The organism is Nocardioides sp. Soil_C_8 (assembly GCF_057656315.1).
Window position 1 is genome coordinate 205355 of record NZ_JBDGKQ010000004.1, and the last position, 25335, is coordinate 230689.

The following is a 25335-nucleotide window of genomic DNA, read 5'->3' on the forward strand; positions in this document are numbered from 1 at the left end:
CATGAAGATCGTCTCCGTACGTGGCGCGCTGCCGCCCCACTCGCACCCCCAGGCCGAGATCACCGAGGCCTTCGGCGAGTTCATCTCCGAGCGCAGCCTCGACCGGTCGATGCTGCGGCGCTTCCACGCCAACGCCGGGGTCGAGCGACGCCACACCGTCCTGCCGCTGGACCAGTACGCCGGGCTCGGCGACTTCGGCCACGCCAACGACCTGTTCATCGAGCATGCCGTCGAGCTCGGCTCGCGCGCACTCGTCGACGCCCTCAAGGCCGCCGACCTCACGCCGTCCGACGTCGACCTCGTCGTCACCGCCACGGTCACCGGGCTCGCGGTGCCGTCCCTCGACGCACGCATTGCCGCCCAGGTGGGGCTCCGCGAGGACGTGCGCCGGATGCCGCTCGTCGGGCTCGGCTGCGTGGCCGGCGCGGCCGGCATCGCCCGCGTCCACGACTACCTGCTGGGCCATCCCGACCACACGGCGGTGCTGGTCGCCGTCGAGCTCTGCTCGCTGACCGTGCAGCGCGACGACGCCTCCGTGCCCAACCTCGTCGCGAGCGGCCTCTTCGGCGACGGCGCCGCAGCCGTCGTGGCGGTCGGCGAGTCCGGCCGGTCCGGTCGTCCGGGCCCGGTCGAGGTCCTCGACTCGCGCAGCAGGCTCTACCCCGACAGCGAGCGCACCATGGGCTTCGACGTCACGGGCAACGGCCTGCGCATCGTGCTCGACGCCGAGGTGCCGACCCTCGTCCGTCGGTTCGTGCGCGGCGACGTCGACGCCTTCCTCGCCGACCACGGGCTCACCCGCGCCGACATCGGGTGGTGGGTGTGCCACCCCGGCGGTCCCAAGGTCATCGAGGCGCTGGAGGATGCCCTCGAGGTGCCGCGGGAGGCGGTCCGGCTGACCTGGGAGTCGCTGGCCCGGGTGGGCAACCTGTCCTCGGTGTCGGTGCTCCACGTCCTGGAGGACACCCTGCGCGACCGTCCGCCCGCCCCGGGCACCCACGGGGTCCTGATGGCGATGGGCCCGGGCTTCTGCTCCGAGCTCGTGCTGCTGAGGGCCGCATCGTGACCGGGCTCGTCGCGTTCACCGTCCTGGTGGCGCTCGTCGGGCTGGAGCGGGTCGCCGAGCTCGTCGTCTCGACCCGCAACGCCCGGTGGAGCCGCGAGCGCGGCGGCGTCGAGCACGGGCTCGGCCACTTCCCGGCCATGGTGGTGCTGCACACCGGCCTGCTCGTCGGCGCGCTGGCCGAGGCGTGGATCCGGCAGCCGCAGGTCCCGTCCGCCCTCGCGTGGTCGATGCTCGCGCTCGTCGTGGCGTCGCAGGCCCTGCGCTGGTGGTGCATCGCCACCCTCGGGCCGCGCTGGAACACGCGCGTGATCGTGGTGCCGGGGATGCCACCCGTGACGTCGGGCCCCTACCGGTTCCTCCGCCATCCCAACTACGTGGCCGTCGTGGTCGAGGGGATCGCGCTGCCGCTGGTGCACGCCGCCTGGATCACCGCGCTGGTCTTCACGGTCCTGAACGCCGCCCTGCTCGTCGTACGCATCCGGGTGGAGGACGCGGCGCTGGCCACCCTCCCCCGTGCCGACGTCGCCGGTCCGCGGACGGAGGCCGCCGGTGCGTGACCTCCTGGTGGCCGGCGGCGGCCCGGTGGGCCTCGCCGCGGCGCTGCACGCGCACCGCGCCGGGCTGTCGGTCGTGGTGCGCGAGCCCCGCAGCGGGCCGATCGACAAGGCGTGCGGGGAGGGACTGATGCCCGGAGCGGTCGCCGAGCTGGCCGCCCTCGACGTGCACCCGCGCGGCCGCGAGCTGAGAGGCATCCGCTACCTGGACGGGAGCACCGACCGGCGCGGCGCGACGGCCAGGTTCGCGCGTGGGCCGGGACGCGGGGTGCGTCGCACCGTGCTGCACGACGCGCTTGCCGAGCAGGTCTCCGCCGCCGGGATCGAGGTCGACCCCCGGCCGGTGGCCCGTGTCGACGACGCGGGCGACCACCTGCTCGTCGACGGCGAGCCGGCCCGCCACCTCCTCGCCGCCGACGGCCTGCACTCCCCCGTGCGGCGCCTGGTCGGTCTCGACGCCCCGGTCGCCGGCCGGCGCCGGTTCGGCCTGCGCTGCCACGTGCAGCAGGCTCCGTGGTCGCCGTACGTCGAGGTGCACTGGTCGCCGCGCGCCGAGGCCTACGTGACACCGGTCGACGACGACCTCGTCGGCGTGGCCGTCCTCGGCGAGGCCGGGTCGCGCTTCGAGGAGCTGATCGACGACTTCCCGCTGCTCCAGCAGCGGCTCACGGGTCCGCGCACGCGGGTGATGGGCGCCGGACCGCTGCGGCAGCGCGCGCGCTCGCGGTCGGCCGGGCGGGTGCTGCTGGTGGGCGACGCCGCCGGCTACGTCGACGCCCTCACGGGCGAGGGCATCGCCCTCGGCCTGGCCCAGGCGCGCGTCGCCGTCGCGTGCATCGCCGAGGGCAGCACCGACCGCTACGACCGGCTCGCCGGCCGACTCGGCCTGCGGCACGAGCTCCTCACGCACGCCCTCCTGCGCGCCACCGCCCACGCCGGCGTCCGCAGGAACCTCGTCCCGGCCGCGTCCAGGCTGCCGTGGCTCTTCGACACCGCCGTCAACCAGCTCGCCCGACCCGTGGGGAGGCCCGCATGACCACGCCCGACACCACCTTCAACAGCCTGACCCAGAACGCTGCGCCCGAGCTGGTGGTGCTGCTCGACGAGGGCGGGCAGTCCGTCGGCACGGCCGACAAGGCGGGCGTCCACCACGCCGACACCCCGCTGCACCTGGCGTTCTCCTGCTACCTCTTCGACGACGCAGGCAACGTGCTGGTGACCCGCCGGGCCCTGCACAAGCGCACCTTCCCGGGGGTGTGGACCAACAGCTGCTGCGGCCACCCCGCTCCGGGCGAGCCGCTCGCGGACGCCGTGCGCCGGCGTGTCGAGCAGGAGCTCGGCACCACGGTCACCGACCTGCGGCTCGTGCTGCCGCGCTTCCGCTACCGCGCCGAGCAGGACGGCGTCGTGGAGAACGAGATGTGCCCGGTGTTCGTCGGCTCGGTCCCCGTCGGTGCCGCCGCGGACGTCTCCCCCGACCCCGACGAGGTCGACGACGCACGGTGGGAACCGTGGCAGTCGTTCCGCGCCGCGGTGCTCGACGGCAGCCGCCCGGTGTCGGTCTGGTGCCGCGAGCAGGTCGCGCAGCTGCCGGCCGACCCGGCGTCGGCGGTCCCGGCCGACGTCGCCGACCTCCCGCCCGCGGCGAGGGCCGTCGACGCCCGGCCCTGAGGTTCCGCCGTTCGGCCGCGGCAGGGCCCACGCTGTGACACGCTGTGCGCGTGCCTCGAGGACCGTGGGCCGCCGACCTGGCATGAGCTGGCATGAGAAGGACCTGTGACCGACGACGACACCCCGCCGCCGACCTCCCGGTCCGTCCTCGACGCGGAGAGCGACCGCCTCGCGTGGCGGCTCGCCGTCGACGCCGCCGGCGTGGGGGCCTTCGTCTGGGACCTGGTGACCGGCGAGCTCCGGTGGGACGAGCGGCTCCACGAGCTGTTCGGCCTCGACGAGGAGAACTTCGGCGGGACGATCGAGGCCTTCAACCGCTGCGTGCACCCCGACGACGTCGGCCGCGTCTCGGATGCCCTCCAGCGCGCCATCGCCACGTGCGGCGACTACGACGCGGAGTACCGGGTGGTCCTGCCCGACGGGACGCTGCGGTGGATCGAGGCACGTGGCCACGCGTTCGCCGACCAGCCCGACGGACCCCCCGTCCGCCTGGTCGGGGCGGCGTACGACACCACCCACGTCCGCGAGGGCGAGGCCCGCGTGGGACGCGTGCTCGAGTCGATGTCGTCGGCCTTCTTCCAGCTCGACCACGAGTGGCGCTTCACCTACGTCAACTCCGAGGCCGAGCGGCTGCTGGGCGCGACGCGCGTGCACCTCATCGGCGCCAGCATCTGGGAGGCGTTCCCCGCCGCCGTGGGCAGCGCCTTCGAGGACCACTACCGTGGCGCCGTCGCGTCGGGCGAGCCGGTGACCTTCGAGGCCTGGTACCCGCCGCCGCTCGACGCCTGGTACGAGGTGCGGGCCTGGCCGTCGCCCGAGGGCCTGGCCGTCTACTTCGTCGACATCACCTCCCGCCGCGACGCCCAGGAGGCGCTGGACCGCTCGGCCCACCGCCTCGCACTGCTGGCGTCGGTGTCGGAGGCCCTCACGGCGACGCTCGACCCCACCGAGGGCGTCAGCCGACTGGCCACCCGGTTGGTGCCCGAGCTGGCGGACTGGTGCCTGGTGACCCTCGTCGAGGACCCGCACGCGACCGACTGGCGGCGCGGGCTGCGCGACCTCGGGTGGTCGCACCGCGACCCCGAGATGGAAGGTGTCCTGCGCGACTACGCGGCCCGGCGGCTCCGCGCGATGACCGACAGCTCCTACCTCGCCCAGGCCATCCGCGAGATGACACCCGTGCTCATGGAGTCCTCTGCCGCCGAGTCGGTGGCAGCCGTCCTCGAGCCCGGCACGGCCCGTGACCTGCTCCGCCGGCTGGCGCCCTTCTCCGCCGCGGTCGTCCCGCTGCGGGCCCGCGGCCGCACGGTCGGCGTGGTCAGTGCCTTCCGCGACATCCACCGCACGCCGTTCACCACCGACGACGTCGCCCTGCTCGAGGACATCGGCGCCCGCGCGGCGCTGGCACTCGACAACGCGCGCCTCTACGAGTCGCAGCGCGACGTGTCGGAGGCGCTGCAGCGGAGCATGCTCACTGCACCGCCCGCCCGCCGGGGCCTGCAGGTCGCGACCCGCTACACGCCCGCCGGCGAGGCGGCCCGCATCGGCGGGGACTGGTACGACGCGTTCCTCCAGGGCGACGCCGCAGCCGCGACACCCGACATCGTGGTCGTCGTGGGCGACGTCGTGGGCCACGACGTCGAGGCGGCTGCTGCCATGGGACAGGTGCGCGGCCTGCTGCGCGGCATCGCCGTGCACAGCGGCGACGCCCCCGCCGCGATCCTGTCCGGCCTCGACACCGTCATGCAGTCGCTGCAGCTCGAGACCACCGCGACCGCGGTCGTGGCCCGCTTCGAGCAGGTGCACACTGCGGGCACGGGCTCGCCGCAGGTCCTGCTGCGCTGGTCGCACGCCGGCCACCCGCCGGCGTTGCTCGTCGACCACCGCGGGGTCGTCACGCGGCTCGCGGACGCCGACGCCAACGACCTGCTGCTGGGCTTCGACCCGGCCGCCGCCCGCCACGAGGGGGTCGTCGCGCTCGAGGCGGGCGCGACGCTCGTGCTCTACACCGACGGTCTCGTCGAGCGCCGTGACCGCGACATCGAGGACGGCATCGAGGCGCTGGAGCACCTCCTCGCCGAGGTCGGTCCTGCCACCCCCGACCTCGACCACCTCTGCGACCGGCTGCTGGGCGCCATGACCAGCGAGGAGCAGGAGGACGACGTCGCGCTGCTCGTCGTCAGGTGGGCTCCCGAGACTCAGGTGTTGTAGCGCAGCAGGCTGATCACGACGAAGATCGCCGCGATCAGCAGGATCATCCCGATCACCGCCAGGAACGGCGTGACCTTGGGCCGCGGCCCGGGCGCGTTGAGGGGCTGGTCGGTGGTCGGGCGCTCACGATCGTCCATGACGTGCCGTACCCCGGGGCCGGACGGCCCATGCCGCTCGATCCCCGGCACGCACCCGATCACCCCCCTCGGGGGAGGTCGACCCGGCCACACATGCCGGATGGTGCGCAGCATGAGCCAGGCGTGGCCGTCGGTCACCCGACGACAGAGGTGGTCGTTCGGCCTCCTCGTGCTCTCCCGGGTGACGCTGACGGTGTCCGTGCTGTTCGCGGCGTACTTCCTGCTGCCGGCGGGACGCTCGGACGAAGGCTCCCCGGTGTTGTGGCTGGTCCTGCAGCTGGGGGTGTTCGCCGCCGTGGTCGGGGCGCAGGTGCCCGCCATCATCCGGTCGAGGCACCCCATCCTGCGCGCGATCGAGGCCCTCGCCGTGCTGGTCCCGCTGTACCTGCTGATCTTCGCCCGGATCTACCTGGTGAACAGCCTCGACGACCCGTCAGGCTTCTCGCGCAGCCTCGACCACGTCTCCGCCCTCTACTTCACGGTCACGGTCTTCGCCACCGTCGGCTTCGGGGACATCGTGGCGAAGAGCGACGCCATGCTGCTGCTCGTGACCGCGCAGATGCTGCTCAACCTGGTGGTGCTGGGGCTGGGCATCAGGCTGCTCACCTCGGCGGCGCGACGCGGCATCGCCCGTCGCGGAGGTCGGCCCGACCTCGGGGACCGCGACCATCCCCTCGGCTGAACCACCCCCACCGACCACCGTCGCCTATCGCCCACGACGGGTGAGGGCAGTGCCGCGGACCCGCCCGTACCGTCGGCCGGGAGCCGGTGGGACGGGGCTGTGACCGGGAGGATGCTGGATGAGCGACGTGGCCACGAGCACGACCAAGGCCAGCGGGGTGCTCGCAGCCACCTGCATCTCCACCCTGGTGGTCAACGCGAACACCTCGGCGGTGAGCATCCTGCTCCCCGCGATCTCCGAGGACACCGGCATGGGTGTCGAGACGCTGCAGTGGGCCGTGACCGGCTACTCGCTCGTCGGTGCCGCGGTGATCATCACGTCCGGCTCGCTGGGTGACGTGTTCGGGCGCAAGCTGGTCTTCCAGCTCGGCCTGGCACTCTTCGTGGTCTCGTGCGTGCTGATCGCGCTGGCAGAGTCCGGCGGCATGGTGATCGCCGGGCGGGTGATCCAGGGAGCCGCCGGCTCGACGATCCTCGCCTGCGGGCTCAGCCTGCTGACGGTGGCGACGTCCGGGGACCAACGGCTCAAGTTCGTGTCGCTGTGGGGCGCCGCCGCCGCCGTCGGCGCGGCGGCCGGCCCGTTGCTCGGCGGCGTGCTCGTGGACGTCACCGGCTGGCAGGGTCTCTTCTGGATCGACGCCGGGGTCGCCGTCGTCTGCATGCTGCTGACCTTCTCGACGGTCGAGGAGTCGCGCGACGAGGCGCGGCCACGGTCGATCGACTACCTCGGCACCGTGCTGATCGCGCTCACGCTCGTGCCGCTGATCTACGGGTTCACGAAGAGCGGCGACTGGGGGTGGCTGTCCGCTGCGACGCTCGGCTGCTTCGCCGCGTCGGTCGTCGCCGGCTTCCTCTTCGTCATGACCGAGAAGCGGGTCGCGGTGCCGCTGCTCGACCTCGCGCTGCTGCGCAACCGGATCCTGGTCGGCGCGACCCTGGCGATCCTCATCGGGGCCGGCACGATCAACGGGCTGATGTACCTGCTGAGCCTCTACTTCCAGAACCCCGCGGCACTCGGCTTCAGCCCGCTCGAGGCCGGCATCGCCACCCTGCCGGCGACCGTCGGCCTGGTCGTCGTCGCCCCGCTCGTGCCCAGGCTGGCCAACCGGCTCGGCGGTCGCCAGGTGATCGGCGTGGGCTTCATCCTGATGACGGTCGGCTTCGCGTGGATCGGCCTCACCGACTCGTCGTGGGCGTACACCGCCTTCCTGCTCCCGATCCTGGCGATCGCGGTCGGCATGGGCCTCTCCAACGGGCCTGCGTCGTCCGCAGCGACCGCCTCCGTCCCGCAGGAGCAGGTCGGCGGGGCATCCGGTGTCTCCAACATGGCGCGCTACGTCGGAGCCGCCGTCGCGACCGCCCTGTGCGCCACGATCTACGCCACCGTCGACAGCAACCAGCTCGACGACGGCGCGAGCGCGGGCGACGCCCTGGCCTCGGGGCTGGGGGCCGCCTCGTGGCTGATGGCCGTGATCAGCGCGCTCGGCGTCCTCCTGGCGGTGGTCGCGATCCGGCGGCACAAGGCTGCCGAGGGCACCGCTCGCGACGCCGCCGCCTCCGCGGCCGCCCACCTGCACACCATCCCCACCACCGCTTCCGGGAGCGCGTCATGAGTGCTGTCCCCTTCACCCGGGACGACTACGCCGCCCGCATGGCGCGGGTGGTGGTCGACGGCCGGGCGGCCGGGGTCGACGGCGTGCTGGTCACGCCGGGCCCCGACCTGGTCTGGCTGACCGGCTACCAGCCGACCGCGATCACGGAGCGGCTGACGATGCTGTTCCTCACCGCCGACCGCGACCCGACGCTGCTGGTGCCGACGCTGGAGCGGCCGGACGCCGAGCGGGCCGAGGGGACCGCCGCGACGACCGTCGTCGACTGGCTCGACGGCGCCGACCCCTACGCCGCGGCCGGCGCGCTGCTGCGTCCCGACGGTCGCTACGCGATCTCGGACAACGCGTGGGCGATGCACCTGCTGGCCCTCCAGACAGCCCTGCCCCGCACGTCGTACGACGCGATGACGACGCGGCTGCCGATGCTGCGCGCGGTCAAGGACGCCAACGAGCTCGCCCGCCTCGAGGCGGCGGGCGCGGCGGCGGACGCGACGTACGAGCGGATCCTCGGCGTGCGGTTCTCGGGCCGGAAGGAGACCGACGTGGCCGCGGACCTCGCCGACCTGCTGCGCGAGCACGGTCACGAGCAGGTCGACTTCACCGTCGTGGGGTCGGGGCCCAACGGCGCCAACCCGCACCACGAGGCCGGCGACCGGACGATCGAGGTCGGCGACTGCGTGGTGCTCGACTTCGGCGGGCTCATGTCCGGCTACGGGTCGGACACCAGCCGCACGGTGTGCGTCGGTGAGCCGACCGACCTGGTCCGCGAGGTGCACGAGGTCGTGCGGCTCGCGCAGCAGGCCGGCGTGGACGCCGTACGGTCCGGCGTCGCGTGCCAGGAGGTCGACCGGGCCGCCCGCGCGGTGATCACCGATGCCGGGTACGGCGAGCAGTTCATCCACCGCACCGGCCACGGGATCGGCACCACGACGCACGAGCCGCCGTACATGATCGAGGGCGAGGAGCAGCCCATGGTCCCGGGCATGTGCTTCTCCGTGGAGCCCGGCGTCTACCTCGCCGGCCGGTTCGGCGTCCGCATCGAGGACATCGTCACGGTCACCGACACCGCGGGGCGACGGCTCAACAACACGGACCACTCCCTGCAACTGGTCGGCTGACGGCGCCTGCTCAGTGCAGGAAGAGCTTGCCCAGCACCGCGAGGACGCCCAGCGAGGCCGCGCCGGCCGACTCGAGCAGGAGCCGCCAGCCACCGATGCCCGCCCGGTGGGCGCCGAGGTAGCCGATCACGGCGAGGAAGCCCACGGAGAACCACAGCGCCCAGTAAGCCGCGCCGCTGGAGGACAGCCCGAGCACGTCGAGCAGGAGGTAGACGGCGAGGGCCGGCATGGCACCCCAGAGGATGGAGACCTCCCGGGCAGCGGCATGGGGCGTGCGGCGGAAGAGCGGGCGCCGGTCCCCCTCGAAGAGCATCTCCTGGGACTCCGTGTAGACGTGGGCCAGCCAGTAGACGGCGACTACCGCAGCGACGCTGAGCGCGACCCGGTGGGCGTGCGAGAGGTTGGCACTCACCGCGGCCAGGGAGCCCGCCGTGATCACGGCGCCGTACAGGATGCCACCCGGGTCACGGCGGGCCAGGGTGTCCGCTGCCCGGCGGCGATGACCGTAGGTCGCGTCGCTGTCGGCAGGCCCGGCGCGGGTGGACTCCGGTTCAGGCATCGACCCTCCCGCTGATGCGCGTGCTGCCAGGCGTCCGTCAGACGCTACGGCCCGCCGTCGCCGCCCGACCTCACCTTGCACGGGTGAGCCGCCGACCACGTCGCGCGCGTGGAATGGGGTGGCCGCCCGTGAACGGAAGGAACGGTGCCATGTGTCGTTGGCTCGCCTACTCGGGTTCGCCGGTGCTCATCGCGGACCTGCTCTTCGCACCGGAGAACTCCCTGGTGGTGCAGAGCATGCACTCGCGGCTCGGGGTCGAGGCCGTCAACGGCGACGGCTTCGGGGTCGGCTGGTACGGCGCCCAGGAGGAGCCCGGCATCTACCACAGCACCGAGCCCGCCTGGAGCGACCGCAACCTCCGCGAGATCTCGGGCCACGCGTCCGCGGGCCGGGTGTTCGCGCACATCCGGGCGACGACCGGCACGGCCGTGCAGCAGACCAACTGCCACCCCTTCCGGCACGGGCGCTGGCTGTGGATGCACAACGGGTCGATCGCCGACTTCGCCTCGGTCAAGCGCGACCTGACGCTGGCGGTGGAGCCCTCGCTGTTCCCCCACATCGAGGGGTCGACGGACTCGGAGCTGTTCTTCTTCCTCGCCCTCACCTTCGGGCTCGAGCAGGACCCGCCGGCGGCGGTGGCGCGGGCCGTCGGACTCATCGAGGAGACGGGACGACGGCACGGCGTGCCGCACCCGATCCAGATGACGGTGGCCACGACAAATGGCGAGGTCACGTGGGCGTTCCGCTACTCCACCGAGGGCCGGTCCCGATCGTTGTTCCACAACGCCGACGTCCGCACCCTCCGTCTCCAGCACCCGGACAACCCCACCCTCCAGCGGGTGTCGGACGACGCACGCCTGATCGTGTCCGAGCCGTTGGGCAGCCTCGAAGGCGCCTGGCGGGAGGTGCCCGAGTCGACCTGCCTCGTGATCGAGGGGGGCCGCGAGCAGCTGCACCCCTTCGCGCCGGTCCGGGCGGACGCGCCGGCGGGCTCCAGCCCGGCGGCGCTGTGAGGCGGCCGCGATGACGGCCCTGACGGTCTGGCGCTACGACACCCCCTTCGGGGCCGATGCCGGCGCCGTGCGCCTCAAGGCCCTGGCGGAGCGGAAGGTGCTCACGGTGCACGACGCCATCACGATCGCGTGGATGCCGCGGGCGGACGAGCCGGTGATCGGCCACGTGAAGCACCCGACCGCCTCGAGCGTCGGCAAGGGATCCGTCCTGGGCGGCCTGGTGGGCCTGCTCGTGCTGGCTCCGGCGGCAGGGGCCGCGATCGGGGCAGGCGTCGCGGGGGTGTCCGCGCGCCTGCGCCGGTCCGGCATCGACGAGGAGTTCGTCGAGGAGCTCGGCTCGCAGCTGACGCCCGGATCGTCCGCCCTCCTCGTGCTGTCGAGCGACGGCGACCTCGACGAGGTACGCCCCGCGATGGAGCGCGAGCTCCGGCGAGGCGACGTCGTGCTGATGCACGCCGAGCTCTCCGAGGACGCACCGGCGGCCATGGTCGAGGCGATGGACGAGCTCACGCGCAGCCGCGGGCCCACCGATTCGTGACCACGCGACGTCACCCACGCCGGGTGAACCCCCAGCACCAATGTGGTGCCAGCCTGAGCCGGACGGCACCCGGACGAGGAGGAGCACCATGACCAGCGACACCACCCGCCCGCACCGTCAGGAACCGGACGAGGCACCGGCCTCCCCGCTGTGGACCGGGATGCTGGGCTTCGCGTCCATCATGCTGCTGCTGCTGGGTGGCTTCCACGCCCTGGGGGGGTTCATCGCCCTGCTGGAGAACAGGGTCTACGAGGTGGACGCCTCCGACCTGATCCTGTTCCAGAGCTACCGGGGCTGGGGCATCGCCCACATCGCGCTCGGCGTCTTCGCCTTCCTCACCGGGGTCGCGCTCTTCTACCGCAGGCCCTGGAGCAGGCCCGCCACCATCGTGGTCGCCTCGCTCAGCGCCGTGACGAACCTGATGTTCCTCTCGGCTGCGCCCGTCTGGTACGGCCTGCTGATCCTGCTCGACGTCCTGGTGATCTACGCCGTCACCGTCCACTTCGACGACGAGCGCGACTAGCGCTCGACCGGGCGCCGGACGGTCATCCGTCCCCCAGGCTGCTGAAGTAGTGGTCGTGCTCCGCGCGCGCGACGTCGTCCAGGTGCTCGTCCTCCAGGGCCGGCGCAGCCAGGAGCTGGAGGCCGGTGAGGTCGATGCGGATCGCCCGGTCGTGGTGCCGGATCGAGGTCACCACAAGCGCCGGTACCACGCGCCGCCCCGCTCCGGTGGGGACGGCGTCGACCACCAGGTAGGCCGCCTCGGGCGAGCTGGAGGCGCGCACGACGGTGCCGAGGTGGCCGTCGGTGGCCTCGACCGCGTAGCCGACGAGGTCGCTGTCAAGGGTCCACGTGGACTCGCGGTAGTCCCAGACCGATGACCGGTAGTTCCACAGCGCGTTCATGGTGCCGCCTCGCTCAGGACCCGCGGGTCCGTCCCGCGCACACCTCCAACGCGCGAGGGCTCGCGCAGTCACGCAGGGGGGTGCCCCGGACCAGTACCCACGGGCCCGGGTTCCACGCGGCGACGCGACGAGGGGACGAGCGCACCCCGTGGTCGCGTGGGCGTCAGGCGTTGAGGATGCGGTTCTTCTGCTGCTCGAACTCGAGGTCGTTCAGCACGCCGGCCGCCTTCAGCTCCCCGAGCTCCTTCAGCTGCGCCAGCTTGTCGTCCATGCCCGGTTGGTCGGGAGCCTGGGCGGGGGGCGCGGCGTACTGCTGGGGCGGTGGGGCGGCGTACTGCTCCTGTCCGTACTGCTGCTGCTCCTGGGCCGCCCACCTGCCCGCCTGCCTGCGCGAGACGCGGTTGGACACGGCCGTGGCGGTACCGGCGACGACGGCGGTGCGTGCGACACCGCGGAGAAGACCTGGCATGACGTGTTCCTGTTCTCTCGTGGATCAGACCTGGGCGGCGGCGGCTTCGGCTGCGTCGACGGCGGCCAGCATCGCCTGCACCGGGATGCGGCCGCTGGCCACCAGCTGGCCGCCGCCCTGCCGGACGGCACGGGCGAAGGGCGCGGCCCAGACGTTCTCGTAGACGAGGATCCCGGCAGAGCTGCCCGCCTCGAGCGCGCTGCCCGCGTCGTCGAGGTCCCCTTCGTCGAGCAGCCCCGACGAGGCGCCCTCGAACACCGTCAGGTCGAGCTCGCCGTCGCCGTCGACGTCGCTGATGTCGATCGCGTGGATCGTCCCGTCCTCGTCCTTGGTGACGAAGGCGAGGTCCAGGATGCGGATGAGCCCGCGGTCGACGAGGTCGAGCAGGATCGGGAAGCCCTCCCCCGTCATCCTGCTGCCGGGGAACTCGACCACGATGTAGTCGATCGGACCCATGAGGTCGAGGTCGTCGCCGGTCTCCTGCTCGAGGTCGTTGGTCATGCTCTCCTCCTGCTGTCTGGGGACGCGACTCGGTGGGATGTCACCCGGTCCGTCGTCCTCTCGGAGCGTAGGTAGCGCCGTCGCCGAGCCGCTTCACCCACAGCGGATGAGCCCGTCAGGGGAGGGACGCCGACGACCCGATGTCCAGGACGAACGGTCGGCAGGCCGGTGCCTCGCGGGACAGCGACTCCGCGAATCGCGGACCGGCGAGGTCCATCCAGCCGCGCGGGAACCTCCCGGCGACGGGGACGTGCAGGGTCTGCCAGTGCACCGGGACCGCGGAGCGGGCAGCCACGAGCCGGCACGCAATCGCGGCCTGCTTGGGCCCCATGTGTCCCGGGGAGAGACGCGGGCCCCATCCACCGACGGGGACGACGGCCACGTCGATCGGAGAGCCCGCGAGCTCCGGGTGGCCGGCCATCCCCTGGTACAGGTCGGTGTCGCCCGCGAGCCAGACGACTCCCGACGGGCCCCGGACGAGGTGCCCGTTGGCCGCGTTGGGCCGGTGCGGCATCGGCCGGGAGTGGTGCACGGCAGGGACCAGCCGGACCTCCACGTCCTCGGCGCCACCGACGGACGCCCACTCCCCCTCCTCGAGTCCGCGTCCGACCAGGCCCTTCTTCCTCACCCAGACGGCGTTCTCCGGTGCGGTGAGCACCGGCACCTCGTCGAACAGCTTCAGCGAGGCGACCTCCGCGTGGTCGTGGTGGAGGTGCGAGAGCAGGATCGCGTCCGCGCCGGCCCACGCCCCGCCCTCCGGGGCCGCTCCTCCGCGCCGCCGCAGGACGCCGTTGTGCCGCTGCAGGAGGGGGTCGGACACGATCCGGACGCCGTCGATGTCGACCACCACGGTGGCGTGGCCGAGCCAGGTGAGGGTGATGCCCACCGGACTACGGCCAGTCGCTCCAGTCGCTCCTGGGCCAGGAGCGGGGCGTGCGCCTGCGCGCCTCGCGGGCCAGGGCGACGGACGCGCGCAGCGCCGCGCGCGCGTCCCGCACCCACCGGCGTACGGCGGGGGCGGTGAGCGTCAGCGCCGCCACGACCAGCAGCCCCGCCGCGGTCGACACCGCCACCAGACCGGCTGCGCCGACGGCCGCGAGGGTGCCCAGCGCGACGACGTCCGCGACGAGCCGCACCCGCGGGAGGTCGACCCTGCCCACGCACGCGATGAAGAGCAGCACGGCGATGGCCACGCTGGAGAGCACGACCACGCTGGGGACGACCCAGCCCCACTGCACGACCGCGAGCAGCAGCCCGATGGAGCTGCACCAGTGCAGCCACCGCCACCACGTCCTGTCCCGGCACCGGTCGATGACGCCTTGCCGGTCCTCGAGCCACAGGTCACGCGTCGTCCGTGCCATCGTCGGTGTCCTCTCACTGGAGCGCGGCGGTGAGCCGCATCGTGTTGTCGAGGTAGCGCTGCCAGGGCGACCGCTGGCGCCACTCCTCGAGGGTGAGCTCGCGCGACAGCGCCCGGTAGTCGTCCTCGACCTTGCGGAACCGCGCGACGATGTCGGCTCCGGTGAGCATCATGGAGACCTCGTGGTTGAGCGCGAAGGAGCGCAGGTCCATGTTGCTGGAGCCGATGACGGCGACGTCGTCGTCGATCGAGAAGTGCTTGGAGTGGAGCACGGCCGGGGCCGGGTAGAGATGGATGCGGACGCCCGCCTCGAGCAGCGCCTCGTAGTACGAGCACTGAGCGTGGTAGACCATGAACTGGTCGCCCTCCTCGCTGACGAAGAGCTCCACCTCCACGCCACGGCGGGCGGCCGTGGTCACGGCGTACAGCAGCGGCTCGTCGGGGACGAAGTACGGACTGGTCAGCGAGACGCGCGTCTGCGCGGAGTAGATCAGCGCCGTGAAGAGCCGCAGGTTGTTCTCGGTGACGTAGCCCGGACCGCTCGGCAGCACCTGCGCCGTCACGCCGCCGGGGTGGCTCCGCGGCCGAGCTGAGGCGACCTGGTCGGCCAGGCGCTCCTGGGTCTCGGTGAACCAGTCCTTCGCGAACACGGCACGCAGCGCGCTGACGGTCGGGCCGTCGACACGCGCGACCAGCTCGACCCACTCCCGGCCGGCGGCGTGGTTCTTCGGCTTGTTGTAGCCCGGCTCGATGAGGTTCTGCGACCCCATGAACGCCACGCGGCCGTCGACCACCAGCAGCTTGCGGTGGTTGCGCAGGTCCGGGCGCTGCAGCTGGCCCTTCAGCGGGCGGAACGGGAGCATCGGCCGCCACCGGATGTCCGTGTCGTCGAGGCGCTTCGCGAAGTCGGCGTACCCCGGGATCCCCCTGGACCCCAGGTGGTCCACGAGCAGGCGCACCTCGACTCCCCGGGCGGTGGCCTGGACGAGTGCCTCGAAGAACGGAGCGGTCACCTCGTCCCAGGCCGCGATGTAGAACTCGACCTCGATCGATGTCTCGGCCCTGGCGACCTCGGCGGTCATCGCCGCGATCGCGTCGTGGTATCCCGGGATCAGGTCCACCTGGTTCCCGCCCTGCAGGGGAAGCGCGCCGAGGTTGTAGGTGAGCGTGGCCATCGAGGGCAGGTACGCCGGCTCCGCGACCGTCCACGCAGGCAGGCTCTCCGTGGCGGCACGGATCGCCGCGTCCGCCTCGCGCTGACGCGCCAGCCTGCCCCGTCCCAGGTTCGTGCGCCCCAGGACCAGGAAGACCAGGAAGCCGGCCAGCGGGACGATCAGGATCAGGATCAGCCACGCCATGGCGGACGAGGGCTTCTTGTTGCTCGGGAGCACCCCGAGCGCCAGGAACTTGATGACGTAGTCCAGGACCACCACGGCGGCGCCCAGGACGACGAGGACGTCGCTCATCACCGCCTCCGCACGCGCCGGTGGTGCCGGATCGTCTCCACCCCGTCGAGTCTCGGGCACGAGCGGCACGCGCGTATCACCCTCCGCGTGTGAGCCGCTGCCGCGTCGCTGCGCCGGAGCATGGCGTCGTCAGGACCCGCACGGACGCGGGTCGAGGAGGCGACGAGGGCAGGTGGGCTGATGCGCCTGCTGCCGGTGGAGCGCTCGGACGAGGTCAACGCCCTGTCCCGCCGGGTCGCCGCGTCGTTCCTCGGTCAGTCGGTGCGGCGCTTCGCGCTCATGGACGGGTTCGACCGCTGCATCGTGATCTCCTCCCAGGTCCTGACGGCACTGATCCCCCTCTTCATCGTCGTGGCCAGCGCGGCCCCGGCGGGCCAGGAGGACGTGATCAGCCGGTCCATCATCCGCAGGTTCAACCTGTCGGGTGCCTCGGCAGACGCCGTGGAGCAGCTCTTCCAGGCACCCGCCGGGGCGTCGAGCAGCGTCTCCCTGTTCAGCGCCCTGCTGCTGATCTACTCCGCGATGGCGTTCAGTCGTCGGCTCCAGTCGATGTACCGCGCCGCGTGGGGGCGGACCAAGGCGGGCATGCGCAGCACGCTGTACGCCGGCATGGGCCTGGTCGCCTTCACCGTGATGGCCGGTCTCTCCTTCCTGATCAGGGAGGTCGCCAGCCGGTTCCCGCTGGAGTGGCTGTGGACGATCCCGGTCACGGCCGGTGTCGGCCTGGTGCTGTGGACGGCCATCCCGTACCTCCTGCTCGAGCGGCAGGTGCACTGGCGTCGGCTGCTGGCCACCGGAGCCGCGTCGGCGGTGGGCATGACGGTCCTCGCCATCGGCACACCCATCTACATGCCGGCGGTGATGGTGGGGGCCACCGAGGACTTCGGCCTCTTCGGGGTCACGATCACCCTGCTCGGCTGGCTCCTCGCCGCTGCCTTCATCCTCATCGCCTGCGCCGTGATGGGAGCGCAGTTCGACGCCTCCGACGCACGCTGGCTCGTGCGGATCAAGACGCGGTTCTCGCTGACCGACGGTGCGGTGGGCGCGCCCGCGGTGCCGCACTACGCCGACGGCGTTGCGACGGGTGACGGCGGCCTCACGAGCGACGACCTGCTGACCATCGTCCACGTGCTGGTGAACTGGTGCATCATGGCCGCCGCGGTGTGGGTCGCGACGCTGCTGGTCCCGGGCATCGAGGTCCACGGTGGGGTCGGCACCTACCTCGCCGTCTCCGTCCTGTTCGGGTTGGTCAACGCGATGGTCGGACCGGTGCTCCAGTGGCTCGTCGGCTCCCAGTCGTGGCTCCGGATGGGCGCCTCGGCACTCCTCGTCAATGGCGCGCTCCTCGCGGTCACGGCTGGCCTCAGCGCGAACCTCGACATCGCCGGTCCGGGCACCGCCCTGCTGGGAGCCGCGGTGATCGCCGTGACCGGGACGCTGCTCGAGCTGGTGATCAGGCCGACCAGCACGCCGACCAGCGCCTCGACCAACACCCCGGGCGACTCCCCCTGACCGGCTGGCTCACGCCTGACGGTCCGTGGGGGCCGGGTCGGGCCGGGCGGCCAGCACCTCGAGGACGAGCAGCACGAGTGCGGTGACGAGCACGAACGCGAGGGCGGTTCCTCCGGTCGGGTGGTCCTGCGCGAGGTAGAGGATCGCTGCCAACCCCACCACGCCCGCACGGATCGGGCCCCGGTAGGTCGCGAGCGCCACGCCCAGCCGGCCGGTGTCCATCCCGGCCCGGGACCGCCCGCTCCGCAGCGAGTCGACCCCCCTCGCCAACCCCGAACGCGCGGCCGCACCGGATCCGCGCGGGGCGCTCAGCCAGGCCACGAGGGCCACTGTCAGGGCGATCACCAGCACACCGCGGAGCGCCAGCCTGATGAAGGACACGAGCTGGTCGTACACCGCACCGGCGGCCGCCGGCGAGCTGCTCTCGGGCAGTGCGTCGAGGTAGAACGGCCGGATCACGTTGAGGGTCGCCCCGAGCAGCAGCATCGATGCCGCCACCGCCAGGCCCGCGGCCAGCACCGTGCGTCGCCGGTCTCGGGCGATCGCGACCGCACACCCGATCAGGGCCAGTCCGACCACCGGCAACCACCTGCTGAGGGGGTCCAGCACGCCGAGCAGGGACTGCGCCGTGGCCAGGTCGTCAGACTTGACGATCGCGAAGGAGGCGTCGACCTCCGGGATCCGGTCGGCGATCGTGAAGCCGGCGTCGACCAGCTGCTGCTTGACGGTGTTGATGAGCGTGGCGAGGTTGACGCTGACCTCTCCCCTGTCGATGACCACCGCGCCCTCGGCGTCACCCTCCAGGGCGGCGACCAGCTCGTCGTGGGCCGTCCGGTTCGCCTCCACCCACGCCTGCTTGAAGGTGTCCGACTGCACGACGGCCAGGATGCGGTCCTCGACGAAGCCGCGGATACCGGTCGAGAGCGGGCCGGAGAGGGCCGAGAGGGTCGTGCCGGCCCGGTCCGGGAACCCGCGCTGCTCGAGCGCGGTGACGACCTCGTCGACGGCCGCGTCGACGTCGATGTACGAGAAGATCACCTGCTCCAGGCGGGCGGCGATGGCCTCCTGGACGGCGGGGTCGTCCGCCAACGGGGACACGGTCGCGAGGTAGCGGTCGGTGTCCTGGATCTGACCGTTGGACCACGTCGCCAGGACCGACAGGGGCGCGAGCAGCGCGGCGAGCAGGATCAGCACGCCCGCGACCACGGGCCGCCACCAGCCGTGGCGCTCGGTCGCGGCGGTCGGGGACTGAGCGGCGGGGGGCGCGGCCCTCAGCCGGGCCAGCTCGGCACGCAGGCGCTCGATCTCCTCGGCGGCTGCTTCCGGGGTGTCGTACGTCTGGGAGGAGGCCATGCTCCACCGTGCGACCTCCACAGGGTGCATGCGTCACCCGCAGAGGGTGACGCGATCCCGCACCGTGGTGACGCACCGTAGGAGGTGCCGGCACACCCCGTCGACGAATCGAGGACTTCATGTCGAGATCGGCCTACGAGATCCGCGCCGTGGGCGACGTACCCTCCGACCTGCTGGAGGACTTCGAGGGTGCGACCGTCTCGATCGACCCGGGCGGGTTCACGATCCACGTGGAGCTCGGCGACGACGCCGAGCTGCACGGGTTGCTGGCCGCGCTGAGCCGTCAAGGGTTCGCACTTGTCGACGTGCGCCGCGAGCCGGACGTCTAGCCCGCAGGCACCGGGCCGGGAGGCCGCACACCGGCGTGGCCGTGCCGGCCCGGGACCGTCCCGGGACGGTCCGAGGACCGTCCCGGGTGCAGACGCCGGTGCGCCGGAGGCCGTATCGTCGCCCGTGGGTCGCGATCAGCTCGGGGGAGACGGGCGGGCGGGATGGGAGGCTGACCGATGAGCGCGTTCGGGTCGGAACCGCCAGTCCGTGGTGCCGTGCTCGCTCCGTCGACCGGCCACCTCTCGGACGTGAAGCTCCACGCGCCGTCACGTCGCGCGAGCTGGGTCGACAGACCACGCCTGATGGCCGCGATGGCCGATGCGATCCGGCTGCCGGTCACCCTCGTGGCGGCCCCGGCCGGCTACGGCAAGACCACAGTCGTCGCACAGGCGCTGCAGGCCGAGGAGTGCCCCGGCTCCGCCTGGGTCTCCCTCGACGCCGGGGACAACGACCCGGCTCGGTTGTGGAGCCACGTGGCGGCGGCCCTCGAGCGGGCAGGGTGCGTGCTGCCCCTGGTCGAGCCGTCGCGGGTGCTCGGCCGGGCCGTGGAAGCCCCGCCGACCCTGCTGGTGACGATCATGGCCGCACTGGCGGCCATGCCGGACGACCTGGTGCTCGTCCTCGACGACTTCCACTTCGTGCAGTCGACCGAGCGCCACGACGAGGTCGAGACCCTCATCCAGGCGCTGCCGGAGAAGGCGCACCTGGTGATCATCACCCGCTCCGACCCCGGCCTGCGGCTGGGCCGGCTGCGTGTGTCCCACGACCTCGCCGAGCTGCGGGCCGACGACCTCGCCTTCACGCCGCAGGAGGCCCACGAGATGGTCGTCCGCACCGGAGTCGACCTCGCGGACGACACCCTCGCCGAGCTGGTGGAGCGGACCGAGGGCTGGCCCGCAGCGCTCTACCTCGCCGCGCTGTCGCTGGCCGACCGACCGGATCCCGACGCATTCGTCCACCGCTTCAGCGGCAGCAACCGCTTCATCGGCGACTACCTCACCGAGGAGGTCCTCAGCCGGCACCCGGAGCGGCTGCGGGACTTCATCCTCGACGTCTCGGTGCTGGACCGGTTCTCCGCCCCGCTCTGCGACCACCTGCTCGCGCGCAGTGACAGCGCCACGATCCTCAACGACCTCGAGCGGGCCAACCTGTTCCTCGTGCCGCTCGACGCCGACCGCACGTGGTACCGGTTCCACCAGCTCTTCGCCGCCGTCGCCCGCAGCGAGCTCGAGCTGTCGCGGCCCGAGCGCGTCGAGGAGCTCCATGCCCGGGCCGCCGAGTGGTTCTCCGGCGACGGACTGGTCCCGGAGGCGATCTCGCACTGGCTCGCTGCCGGGCGGACGTCGGACGCGTCCGAGCTCGTCCACGCGCACTGGCTGGAGTTCGTCGACGCCGGCCGCGCCGGGACCGTGCAGAGGTGGCTCGACGTCCTGGCTCCCGGCGACGACACTCCCCCGGCCCACGTCACCGCGGCCTGGATGGCGTGCCTGGTCGGTGACGAGCAGGGGATGTCACGCCACCTCTGCGCCCTCGAGGGCAAGGACGACTACGGACCGCTGCCCGACGGCTCCCGTTCGGTCGAGTCAGCCACGGCCCAGCTGCGCGCGCTGTTCGGCTACGGCGGGCCCGTCGAGATGATGGCGGCCGCACGACGCGCCACGCAGCTCGAGACGGACGGTCGCTCGGCCCAGTTCGCCATCGCCCAGGCGGCGCTCGGTCATGCGCACTACGTGCAGGGCGAGCTGGACCAGGCGGTCCCGCCACTGCGAGCGGCCACCCGGGCGGATCGCGCTCCCGGGATGATCCGCATCCTCACCCTCTCGCTCGAGTGCTTCGCCGAGAGCGAGCGCGGCAACACCACGCACGCGCGCGAGTGCGCGGAGCAGGCCATGGAGGTCCTCGACAGCCGCGGGCTCGGAGCGACTCCCCAGGCCTCGTGGGCCTACGTCGCCCTGGCCCAGGCGCAGGCCGACGCCGGCAAGTCCGACGACGCGATGCGCACGTTGGAGCTGGGTCTGTCCACGCGGCGGCTCAACAACGCACAGGCGGTGTGGGGACCCATCCACCACCTGCAGGTGAGCGCCCGGATCGCCGCCCGCCTCGGCCACGCGGACCTCGCCAGGGAGCTGCTGGCGGAGCTGACCCAGCGCATGAGCCGCTTCGACGACGGGATGATGGCGATGCGCGCGCGAGCGGACGCGGTCCGGAGGATCGTCAACGACCACGATGCCCTCGGGGCTGTCGGCGAACCCCTCACCGAGCGCGAGCTCGACGTGCTGCGCCTGCTCCAGGGCTCCTTGAGCCTCCACGAGATCGCCGTGGAGCTGTACCTGTCCACCAACACCGTGAAGTCGCACGCCCGGGCGGTCTACCGCAAGCTGGGGGCCCACTCGAGGGCCGATGCGGTCCGCCTCGCGCGCCAGCGGTCACTGGTCTAGCGGTCTGGACCTCACCCGGGTGAGATCGCACGCGGGGTGATCCCGGGTCACCCCGATGGGTGGGTTATTGGTGGCGTCCGTCGTCCGACGCACCCGGGGGTCCCGACATGTCACTCCACCCGCCTGCCCGGCAGTCCCTGTCCCGGCAGACCCGCTCCCCGGCACGTGTTCCGGGCCCCGCGCTGCCACGCCCGCGGAGCACCGTCCGCGATCAGAGCCCGCCCACGTGGGGCTGGGCACTGGTGGAGATCCGAGCGGACGGGACCTGGGGCGAACCCCGCGTGATCCCGGCACCCGGGACCCTGGAGCCGCCGCTGGTCGAGGCCCTGACATCGGTCCCGTCGAGCATCACCGAGCTCAGCGAGCTCCTCCGGACCCACCTCGCCGCCGCCCAGGTCGATGACGCCGATCGCGAGGAGGTCGCCTCGCTGCTCTCGCGGGGAGCCGGCGCCGCGACGGCCGAGACCCGCAGCCGTTTCCTCGGCCCGCTGTCCCACGTGGAGGCCTTCCAGGGCGACCTGCGGCGGGCCGAGCGCCACGCCGAGCAGGTGCTCTCCGGAGCGTCCGACCCGCAGGGTGGCTCGAGCCGTGCCCACGCCCGGCTCGCCCAGGGCTGGGTCGCCCTCGAGCGGGCGGACTTCGACGGTGCCCGGCGTCACCTCGACGACCTGGACGACGTCGTGCGCGGGCACGACGCCTGGCTCGCGACGAGCCACGTGCTGCTCGACGCGAAGCTCTCGATCGCAGCGGGAGCGCCCGAGGCCGCGACGCGACTCCTCGCTGCCCGTCAGGGAGCAGCCTCGTTCGCGGCACCCACGGACTGGCTCTCCGAGCTGGTGACGGTCGCGCGGGCCGAGGCGCTGATCGCGTCGGGCGAGCCCCAGCGGGCCATGGCGTTGCTCACCCCCGTGCCGCGGCACGCCGTCGTGGAGGCCATGGTCATGGCGGCCCTTGCCCGGCGGATGATCGGGGACGTGCGCGGAGCGCTGGCCGTCCTCAGCCGCGCGGTCACCGACCTCGACCACGCGCCGCTGGCCGTGCAGGTTGAGGCCTGGTTGCTCGAGGCCAGGATGGCCGAGGACCAGCAGCGACCGGAGCGGGCCCGGCTGTTGACCGACCGAGCCCTCCGCTCGGCCACCGGGGAGGGCATGCGACGCGCCGTGATGCGCGACTGGTGCTGGCTGCGCCGGACGGTGGAACGCGACTCCGGCCTGCTGCGCAAGCACCGCGACTTCCTCGCCACGTGTCCCGGCTACGACGAGACCGCGAGACCGACGACGATCGCACCGGCGACGACGGACGCCGACCGGATCCGCCCTTCGCTGCTCACCGAGCGCGAGAGCCAGGTCCTCGAGCTGCTGGCCCAGATGAACTCCACCGAGGAGATCGCCGCGACCCTCTTCGTGTCCACCAACACGGTCAAGACCCACCTCAAGGGGATCTTCGGCAAGCTCGGGGTCAACCGCCGGGTGGACGCGGTGCGCCGCGGCCGGACCCTCGGCCTCTGCTAGGCCGGACCGGCGAGGGCCGGCGAGCGCACCCCGCCAGGAGACCCCACGCGGTGCACGCGCGCCAGACCCGCACCGCAGTCCGTGCAGGCCTGCAGGAACCGGTGGAGCTCGCCCGCCACCAGCGTCAGCCGTACGACGGTCTGCTTCTGCACGGAGTAGTGCGTGCACTTCAGGTACCGCAGGGAGGTCCCGCCCAGCTCACCGACGACCCGGACCTCGTAGAGGCCCGCGCCGGCGGGGCACGTGCCGGACCCACGGTGCTCGCCGGACCGGTCCCCGTCGGCGTCGCCGTCCTCGAGGCTCATCACCCGGTGCACGTCCGTCAGCTTCAGGCCCAGGCTGGCGATCTGGACCAGCAGGGCACTGAGCTCCTCCGGGCCCTCGACCCGCCGCCGGAGGGCGGTCTGGGGCTCGGTGACGCGCACCGTCATGTGGGGGTAGAGCTCACGGAGCGTGTCGTCGGGACGTCGCGTCAGCTGCACGTCGTACTCGAATGCCTGCTCCTCGTCCACCATCCCGCAACGGTGCTCCGCCGGGCCGTTCCCCGCGTCACCCTCGGGGGGTGAGGCCGGTCTGCTGCGCTGTCCCCATGCTGAGGGCACGAGCACCACGACAGGAAGGCACGTCGATGTCGACATCGGCCCCGGTGAGGGAGCAGGACCGCCGGACCACGGGAGGTGCGTGGTCGGGCTGGATCGTGTTCGCCAGCACCTTGATGCTGATCCTCGGGTGCTTCCACGCGATCGCCGGCTTCGTCGGGATCTTCGACGAGGACTACTACCGGGTCGGCGAGAACGGGCTCGTCGTGAGCGTCGACTACACGACCTGGGGCTGGACGCACCTGCTCCTGGGGATCCTGGTGGCCTGCGCGGGTGGTGCGCTCCTCCGGGGCGCCATGTGGGCCCGGATCGTCGCCATCGTGCTGGCGGTGGCGAGCTCCCTCGCCAACCTGGTCTTCATGGCGGCCTATCCCCTGTGGTCGCTCATCATGATCACCATCAACGTCCTGGTGATCTACGCCGTCACGGTCCACGGTGACCGCCGATCCATGGGAGCTGGGTAGACATGTCAGATGACTTCGGATTCTGGGACGTGATGGTCTCGATCTTCTGGTTCACGATCCTGCTCGCCTGGATCTCGCTCCTCATCCACATCCTCGCCGACATCTTCCGCGACGACAGCCTGAGCGGCGGCAAGAAGGCGTTGTGGACGATCTTCATCGTCCTCATCCCGTGGCTGGGAGCCCTCGTGTACATCATCTCGCGAGGCGACTCCATGAACGAGCGCAACCGCCAGGCGGCGATGGCGCGCATGGCGATCTACGACTCCCAGCGCGCGCCCGCACCCCAGGTGTCGGACGAGCTCGCCCGTCTCGCCGAGCTGCGCGACAGCGGCGTCCTGTCCCCCGCGGAGTACGACCAGGCCAAGGCGAAGGTCCTGGCCTGAGCGGACGCGCGCTCTCAGCGGCGCCAGGTGACCAGCGAGCCCAGGTCGCTCGCCCGGTAGTCGAGCTCACCGAGCGCCGTACGCACCGCGGCGTGCACCGCACGTCTTCCGACGACGTACGTCACGACTCCTCCTGCGACGACGGCCAGCGGACCCCAGGGAACTGCACCACTCGTGCTCATCAGGCACCTCCTCCCCGTCACGTGTCCGCCCATGGTCCGCCTCGTGCCGCCCCGCCCGGATCACCCGTCACGGAGGAGGTCGCGGGTGGCGCAGGGGACGACGCTCGAGCTGCCCGAGACGCCCGACACGTGGGAGGAACGATGGGATTTCGCGACCGGGACCTCGGGGGCCCCACGTTCAGGATGCGCGAGAAGCTGATCGCGATCGGGGACGACTACTGGATCGAGGACGACCGCGGACACCGGCTCTTCAAGGTCAACGGCAAGGCCGTCCGGTGGCGCGACACCTTCGTCCTGGAGGACGCGGGCGGCAACGAGCTGTGCAAGATCCAGGAGAAGAAGCTGTCCGTGCGCGACAAGATGACCATCGAGCACGGCAGCACGACCGCGACCGTGCACAAGCGGCTCGTCGGCATCCGCGACCACTACGTCATCGAGGTGGAGGACGGCGAGGACCTCAAGGCCCACGGCAACATCGTCGACCACGAGTACGAGATCGAGCGCGACGGTGACACGGTCGCGCGGGTGTCGAAGAAGTGGTTCCGGGTCCGCGACACGTACGGCGTCCAGCTGGCCGAGGGCCAGGACGTCGCGCTCATCCTCGCGATCACGGTGTGCGTCGACGCCATGGCGCGCGGCTGAAGCCGTGCTCCCTCCGGGTGGTCGGGTCACCCGTCGCGGATGATCCGGCTCCTCCGGCCGCC

General features: G+C 72.4%; 29 protein-coding genes. 18 read left to right on the forward strand and 11 right to left on the reverse strand.

What is annotated here, in order from left to right; translation table 11 throughout:
- The first annotated feature begins 1 nt into the window (after position 1).
- The 5 genes from AC3A3L_RS17975 to AC3A3L_RS17995 all read left to right on the forward strand — a co-directional run bounded on the left by AC3A3L_RS17975 (position 2) and on the right by AC3A3L_RS17995 (position 5502).
- A complete protein-coding gene (locus tag AC3A3L_RS17975; RefSeq protein ID WP_487641412.1) occupies positions 2-1066 on the forward strand; it encodes a type III polyketide synthase in 1065 nt (354 codons plus the stop codon).
- Positions 1063-1623 (forward strand): isoprenylcysteine carboxyl methyltransferase family protein, encoded by a 561-nt coding sequence (locus AC3A3L_RS17980; protein ID WP_487641413.1) that lies wholly within the window; start codon positions 1063-1065, stop codon positions 1621-1623. The genes AC3A3L_RS17975 and AC3A3L_RS17980 overlap by 4 nt, the downstream gene beginning before the upstream one ends.
- A complete protein-coding gene (locus AC3A3L_RS17985) occupies positions 1616-2656 on the forward strand; it encodes an NAD(P)/FAD-dependent oxidoreductase (RefSeq protein WP_487641414.1) in 1041 nt (346 codons plus the stop codon). The genes AC3A3L_RS17980 and AC3A3L_RS17985 overlap by 8 nt, the downstream gene beginning before the upstream one ends.
- Positions 2653-3291, forward strand: a complete 639-nt coding sequence (gene idi / locus AC3A3L_RS17990; protein ID WP_487641415.1) for an isopentenyl-diphosphate Delta-isomerase — start codon at positions 2653-2655, stop codon at positions 3289-3291. The genes AC3A3L_RS17985 and idi overlap by 4 nt, the downstream gene beginning before the upstream one ends.
- Before the next feature lie 105 nt (positions 3292-3396).
- Entirely contained in the window at positions 3397-5502 is a 2106-nt protein-coding gene (locus AC3A3L_RS17995) for a SpoIIE family protein phosphatase (RefSeq protein WP_487641416.1), read from the forward strand.
- On the opposite strand, the gene AC3A3L_RS18000 is transcribed toward AC3A3L_RS17995, so the two are convergent.
- A complete protein-coding gene (locus tag AC3A3L_RS18000) occupies positions 5490-5639 on the reverse strand; it encodes a hypothetical protein (protein ID WP_487641417.1) in 150 nt (49 codons plus the stop codon). The two genes, AC3A3L_RS17995 and AC3A3L_RS18000, sit on opposite strands and share 13 nt — an antisense overlap.
- Before the next feature lie 112 nt (positions 5640-5751).
- On the opposite strand from AC3A3L_RS18000, the gene AC3A3L_RS18005 reads away from it, so the two are divergent.
- The 3 genes from AC3A3L_RS18005 (at position 5752) to AC3A3L_RS18015 (ending at position 9048) form a co-directional block, all read left to right on the forward strand.
- Positions 5752-6321 (forward strand): ion channel, encoded by a 570-nt coding sequence (locus tag AC3A3L_RS18005; RefSeq protein WP_487641418.1) that lies wholly within the window; start codon positions 5752-5754, stop codon positions 6319-6321.
- Between the two features lie 118 nt (positions 6322-6439).
- Positions 6440-7933, forward strand: coding sequence for an MFS transporter (locus tag AC3A3L_RS18010; RefSeq protein WP_487641419.1), 1494 nt, complete (start codon positions 6440-6442; stop codon positions 7931-7933).
- Complete coding sequence (locus AC3A3L_RS18015) at positions 7930-9048, forward strand: aminopeptidase P family protein (RefSeq protein ID WP_487641420.1); 1119 nt, start codon at positions 7930-7932, stop codon at positions 9046-9048. Before AC3A3L_RS18010 ends, AC3A3L_RS18015 begins: the two co-directional genes overlap by 4 nt.
- Before the next feature lie 10 nt (positions 9049-9058).
- Here the strand turns inward: AC3A3L_RS18015 and AC3A3L_RS18020 are convergent, their stop codons facing one another.
- On the reverse strand, positions 9059-9607 hold the full coding sequence (locus AC3A3L_RS18020) for a hypothetical protein (protein WP_487641421.1): 549 nt from the start codon (positions 9605-9607) through the stop codon (positions 9059-9061).
- Between the two features lie 149 nt (positions 9608-9756).
- On the opposite strand from AC3A3L_RS18020, the gene AC3A3L_RS18025 reads away from it, so the two are divergent.
- From AC3A3L_RS18025 to AC3A3L_RS18035, 3 genes are all read left to right on the forward strand, one after another.
- A complete protein-coding gene (locus AC3A3L_RS18025) occupies positions 9757-10620 on the forward strand; it encodes a class II glutamine amidotransferase (RefSeq protein ID WP_487641422.1) in 864 nt (287 codons plus the stop codon).
- 10 nt (positions 10621-10630) lie between these two features.
- The gene (locus AC3A3L_RS18030; protein ID WP_487641423.1) at positions 10631-11158 is read left to right on the forward strand and encodes a DUF1269 domain-containing protein; all 528 of its coding nucleotides are present in this window, start codon (positions 10631-10633) and stop codon (positions 11156-11158) included.
- Positions 11159-11246: 88 nt separating this feature from the next.
- On the forward strand, positions 11247-11681 hold the full coding sequence (locus AC3A3L_RS18035; protein ID WP_487641424.1) for a DUF7144 family membrane protein: 435 nt from the start codon (positions 11247-11249) through the stop codon (positions 11679-11681).
- A gap of 22 nt (positions 11682-11703) precedes the next feature.
- Here the strand turns inward: AC3A3L_RS18035 and AC3A3L_RS18040 are convergent, their stop codons facing one another.
- The 6 genes from AC3A3L_RS18040 to cls all read right to left on the reverse strand — a co-directional run bounded on the left by AC3A3L_RS18040 (position 11704) and on the right by cls (position 15859).
- Positions 11704-12063 (reverse strand): hypothetical protein, encoded by a 360-nt coding sequence (locus AC3A3L_RS18040; protein WP_487641425.1) that lies wholly within the window; start codon positions 12061-12063, stop codon positions 11704-11706.
- A 163-nt stretch (positions 12064-12226) separates the two neighbouring features.
- A complete protein-coding gene (locus AC3A3L_RS18045; protein ID WP_487641426.1) occupies positions 12227-12532 on the reverse strand; it encodes an SHOCT domain-containing protein in 306 nt (101 codons plus the stop codon).
- A gap of 24 nt (positions 12533-12556) precedes the next feature.
- Positions 12557-13033, reverse strand: a complete 477-nt coding sequence (locus AC3A3L_RS18050) for a DUF6325 family protein (RefSeq protein ID WP_487641427.1) — start codon at positions 13031-13033, stop codon at positions 12557-12559.
- A gap of 115 nt (positions 13034-13148) precedes the next feature.
- A complete protein-coding gene (locus AC3A3L_RS18055; protein ID WP_487641428.1) occupies positions 13149-13919 on the reverse strand; it encodes an MBL fold metallo-hydrolase in 771 nt (256 codons plus the stop codon).
- A 4-nt stretch (positions 13920-13923) separates the two neighbouring features.
- Positions 13924-14394, reverse strand: coding sequence for a hypothetical protein (locus AC3A3L_RS18060; protein ID WP_487641429.1), 471 nt, complete (start codon positions 14392-14394; stop codon positions 13924-13926).
- Between the two features lie 13 nt (positions 14395-14407).
- On the reverse strand, positions 14408-15859 hold the full coding sequence (gene cls, locus AC3A3L_RS18065) for a cardiolipin synthase (protein WP_487641430.1): 1452 nt from the start codon (positions 15857-15859) through the stop codon (positions 14408-14410).
- Positions 15860-16039: 180 nt separating this feature from the next.
- On the opposite strand from cls, the gene AC3A3L_RS18070 reads away from it, so the two are divergent.
- Positions 16040-17371, forward strand: a complete 1332-nt coding sequence (locus AC3A3L_RS18070; RefSeq protein ID WP_487641431.1) for a YhjD/YihY/BrkB family envelope integrity protein — start codon at positions 16040-16042, stop codon at positions 17369-17371.
- A 9-nt stretch (positions 17372-17380) separates the two neighbouring features.
- On the opposite strand, the gene AC3A3L_RS18075 is transcribed toward AC3A3L_RS18070, so the two are convergent.
- Positions 17381-18724 (reverse strand): hypothetical protein, encoded by a 1344-nt coding sequence (locus AC3A3L_RS18075; RefSeq protein WP_487641432.1) that lies wholly within the window; start codon positions 18722-18724, stop codon positions 17381-17383.
- A 119-nt stretch (positions 18725-18843) separates the two neighbouring features.
- Between AC3A3L_RS18075 and AC3A3L_RS18080 the strand changes: the two genes are divergently transcribed.
- The 3 genes from AC3A3L_RS18080 to AC3A3L_RS18090 all read left to right on the forward strand — a co-directional run bounded on the left by AC3A3L_RS18080 (position 18844) and on the right by AC3A3L_RS18090 (position 23003).
- Positions 18844-19053, forward strand: coding sequence for a hypothetical protein (locus tag AC3A3L_RS18080; RefSeq protein ID WP_487641433.1), 210 nt, complete (start codon positions 18844-18846; stop codon positions 19051-19053).
- Between the two features lie 216 nt (positions 19054-19269).
- A complete protein-coding gene (locus AC3A3L_RS18085) occupies positions 19270-21492 on the forward strand; it encodes a winged helix-turn-helix domain-containing protein (protein WP_487641434.1) in 2223 nt (740 codons plus the stop codon).
- Positions 21493-21773: 281 nt separating this feature from the next.
- The gene (locus AC3A3L_RS18090; RefSeq protein ID WP_487641435.1) at positions 21774-23003 is read left to right on the forward strand and encodes a helix-turn-helix transcriptional regulator; all 1230 of its coding nucleotides are present in this window, start codon (positions 21774-21776) and stop codon (positions 23001-23003) included.
- Here AC3A3L_RS18090 and AC3A3L_RS18095 read toward each other — a convergent pair.
- A complete protein-coding gene (locus AC3A3L_RS18095; RefSeq protein WP_487641436.1) occupies positions 23000-23518 on the reverse strand; it encodes a hypothetical protein in 519 nt (172 codons plus the stop codon). The two genes, AC3A3L_RS18090 and AC3A3L_RS18095, sit on opposite strands and share 4 nt — an antisense overlap.
- A 131-nt stretch (positions 23519-23649) precedes the next feature.
- Between AC3A3L_RS18095 and AC3A3L_RS18100 the strand changes: the two genes are divergently transcribed.
- Positions 23650-24066: a DUF7144 family membrane protein gene (locus tag AC3A3L_RS18100; RefSeq protein WP_487641437.1), complete on the forward strand. Its 417-nt coding sequence runs from the start codon at positions 23650-23652 to the stop codon at positions 24064-24066.
- A gap of 2 nt (positions 24067-24068) precedes the next feature.
- The gene (locus tag AC3A3L_RS18105; RefSeq protein WP_487641438.1) at positions 24069-24449 is read left to right on the forward strand and encodes an SHOCT domain-containing protein; all 381 of its coding nucleotides are present in this window, start codon (positions 24069-24071) and stop codon (positions 24447-24449) included.
- 14 nt (positions 24450-24463) lie between these two features.
- Here AC3A3L_RS18105 and AC3A3L_RS18110 read toward each other — a convergent pair whose 3' ends face one another.
- The gene (locus AC3A3L_RS18110; RefSeq protein WP_487641439.1) at positions 24464-24631 is read right to left on the reverse strand and encodes a hypothetical protein; all 168 of its coding nucleotides are present in this window, start codon (positions 24629-24631) and stop codon (positions 24464-24466) included.
- A 183-nt stretch (positions 24632-24814) separates the two neighbouring features.
- Here AC3A3L_RS18110 and AC3A3L_RS18115 point away from each other — a divergent pair, with 183 nt between their 5' ends.
- Positions 24815-25273, forward strand: coding sequence for an LURP-one-related/scramblase family protein (locus AC3A3L_RS18115; RefSeq protein WP_487641440.1), 459 nt, complete (start codon positions 24815-24817; stop codon positions 25271-25273).
- The last annotated feature ends 62 nt before the right edge of the window (positions 25274-25335 follow it).

Bases quoted from the DNA above. Each gene is read 5' to 3' on its own strand.
- AC3A3L_RS17975 (WP_487641412.1), top strand. From the start codon at position 2: ATGAAGATCGTCTCCGTACGTGGCGCGCTGCCGCCCCACTCGCACCCC.
- idi (WP_487641415.1), top strand. From the start codon at position 2,653: ATGACCACGCCCGACACCACCTTCAACAGCCTGACCCAGAACGCTGCG.
- AC3A3L_RS18000 (WP_487641417.1), bottom strand. From the start codon at position 5,639: ATGGACGATCGTGAGCGCCCGACCACCGACCAGCCCCTCAACGCGCCC.
- AC3A3L_RS18005 (WP_487641418.1), top strand. From the start codon at position 5,752: ATGAGCCAGGCGTGGCCGTCGGTCACCCGACGACAGAGGTGGTCGTTC.
- AC3A3L_RS18010 (WP_487641419.1), top strand. From the start codon at position 6,440: ATGAGCGACGTGGCCACGAGCACGACCAAGGCCAGCGGGGTGCTCGCA.
- AC3A3L_RS18015 (WP_487641420.1), top strand. From the start codon at position 7,930: ATGAGTGCTGTCCCCTTCACCCGGGACGACTACGCCGCCCGCATGGCG.
- AC3A3L_RS18020 (WP_487641421.1), bottom strand. From the start codon at position 9,607: ATGCCTGAACCGGAGTCCACCCGCGCCGGGCCTGCCGACAGCGACGCG.
- AC3A3L_RS18025 (WP_487641422.1), top strand. From the start codon at position 9,757: ATGTGTCGTTGGCTCGCCTACTCGGGTTCGCCGGTGCTCATCGCGGAC.
- AC3A3L_RS18030 (WP_487641423.1), top strand. From the start codon at position 10,631: ATGACGGCCCTGACGGTCTGGCGCTACGACACCCCCTTCGGGGCCGAT.
- AC3A3L_RS18035 (WP_487641424.1), top strand. From the start codon at position 11,247: ATGACCAGCGACACCACCCGCCCGCACCGTCAGGAACCGGACGAGGCA.
- AC3A3L_RS18040 (WP_487641425.1), bottom strand. From the start codon at position 12,063: ATGAACGCGCTGTGGAACTACCGGTCATCGGTCTGGGACTACCGCGAG.
- AC3A3L_RS18045 (WP_487641426.1), bottom strand. From the start codon at position 12,532: ATGCCAGGTCTTCTCCGCGGTGTCGCACGCACCGCCGTCGTCGCCGGT.
- AC3A3L_RS18050 (WP_487641427.1), bottom strand. From the start codon at position 13,033: ATGACCAACGACCTCGAGCAGGAGACCGGCGACGACCTCGACCTCATG.
- AC3A3L_RS18060 (WP_487641429.1), bottom strand. From the start codon at position 14,394: ATGGCACGGACGACGCGTGACCTGTGGCTCGAGGACCGGCAAGGCGTC.
- cls (WP_487641430.1), bottom strand. From the start codon at position 15,859: ATGAGCGACGTCCTCGTCGTCCTGGGCGCCGCCGTGGTGGTCCTGGAC.
- AC3A3L_RS18070 (WP_487641431.1), top strand. From the start codon at position 16,040: ATGCGCCTGCTGCCGGTGGAGCGCTCGGACGAGGTCAACGCCCTGTCC.
- AC3A3L_RS18075 (WP_487641432.1), bottom strand. From the start codon at position 18,724: ATGGCCTCCTCCCAGACGTACGACACCCCGGAAGCAGCCGCCGAGGAG.
- AC3A3L_RS18080 (WP_487641433.1), top strand. From the start codon at position 18,844: ATGTCGAGATCGGCCTACGAGATCCGCGCCGTGGGCGACGTACCCTCC.
- AC3A3L_RS18095 (WP_487641436.1), bottom strand. From the start codon at position 23,518: ATGGTGGACGAGGAGCAGGCATTCGAGTACGACGTGCAGCTGACGCGA.
- AC3A3L_RS18105 (WP_487641438.1), top strand. From the start codon at position 24,069: ATGTCAGATGACTTCGGATTCTGGGACGTGATGGTCTCGATCTTCTGG.
- AC3A3L_RS18110 (WP_487641439.1), bottom strand. From the start codon at position 24,631: ATGAGCACGAGTGGTGCAGTTCCCTGGGGTCCGCTGGCCGTCGTCGCA.
- AC3A3L_RS18115 (WP_487641440.1), top strand. From the start codon at position 24,815: ATGCGCGAGAAGCTGATCGCGATCGGGGACGACTACTGGATCGAGGAC.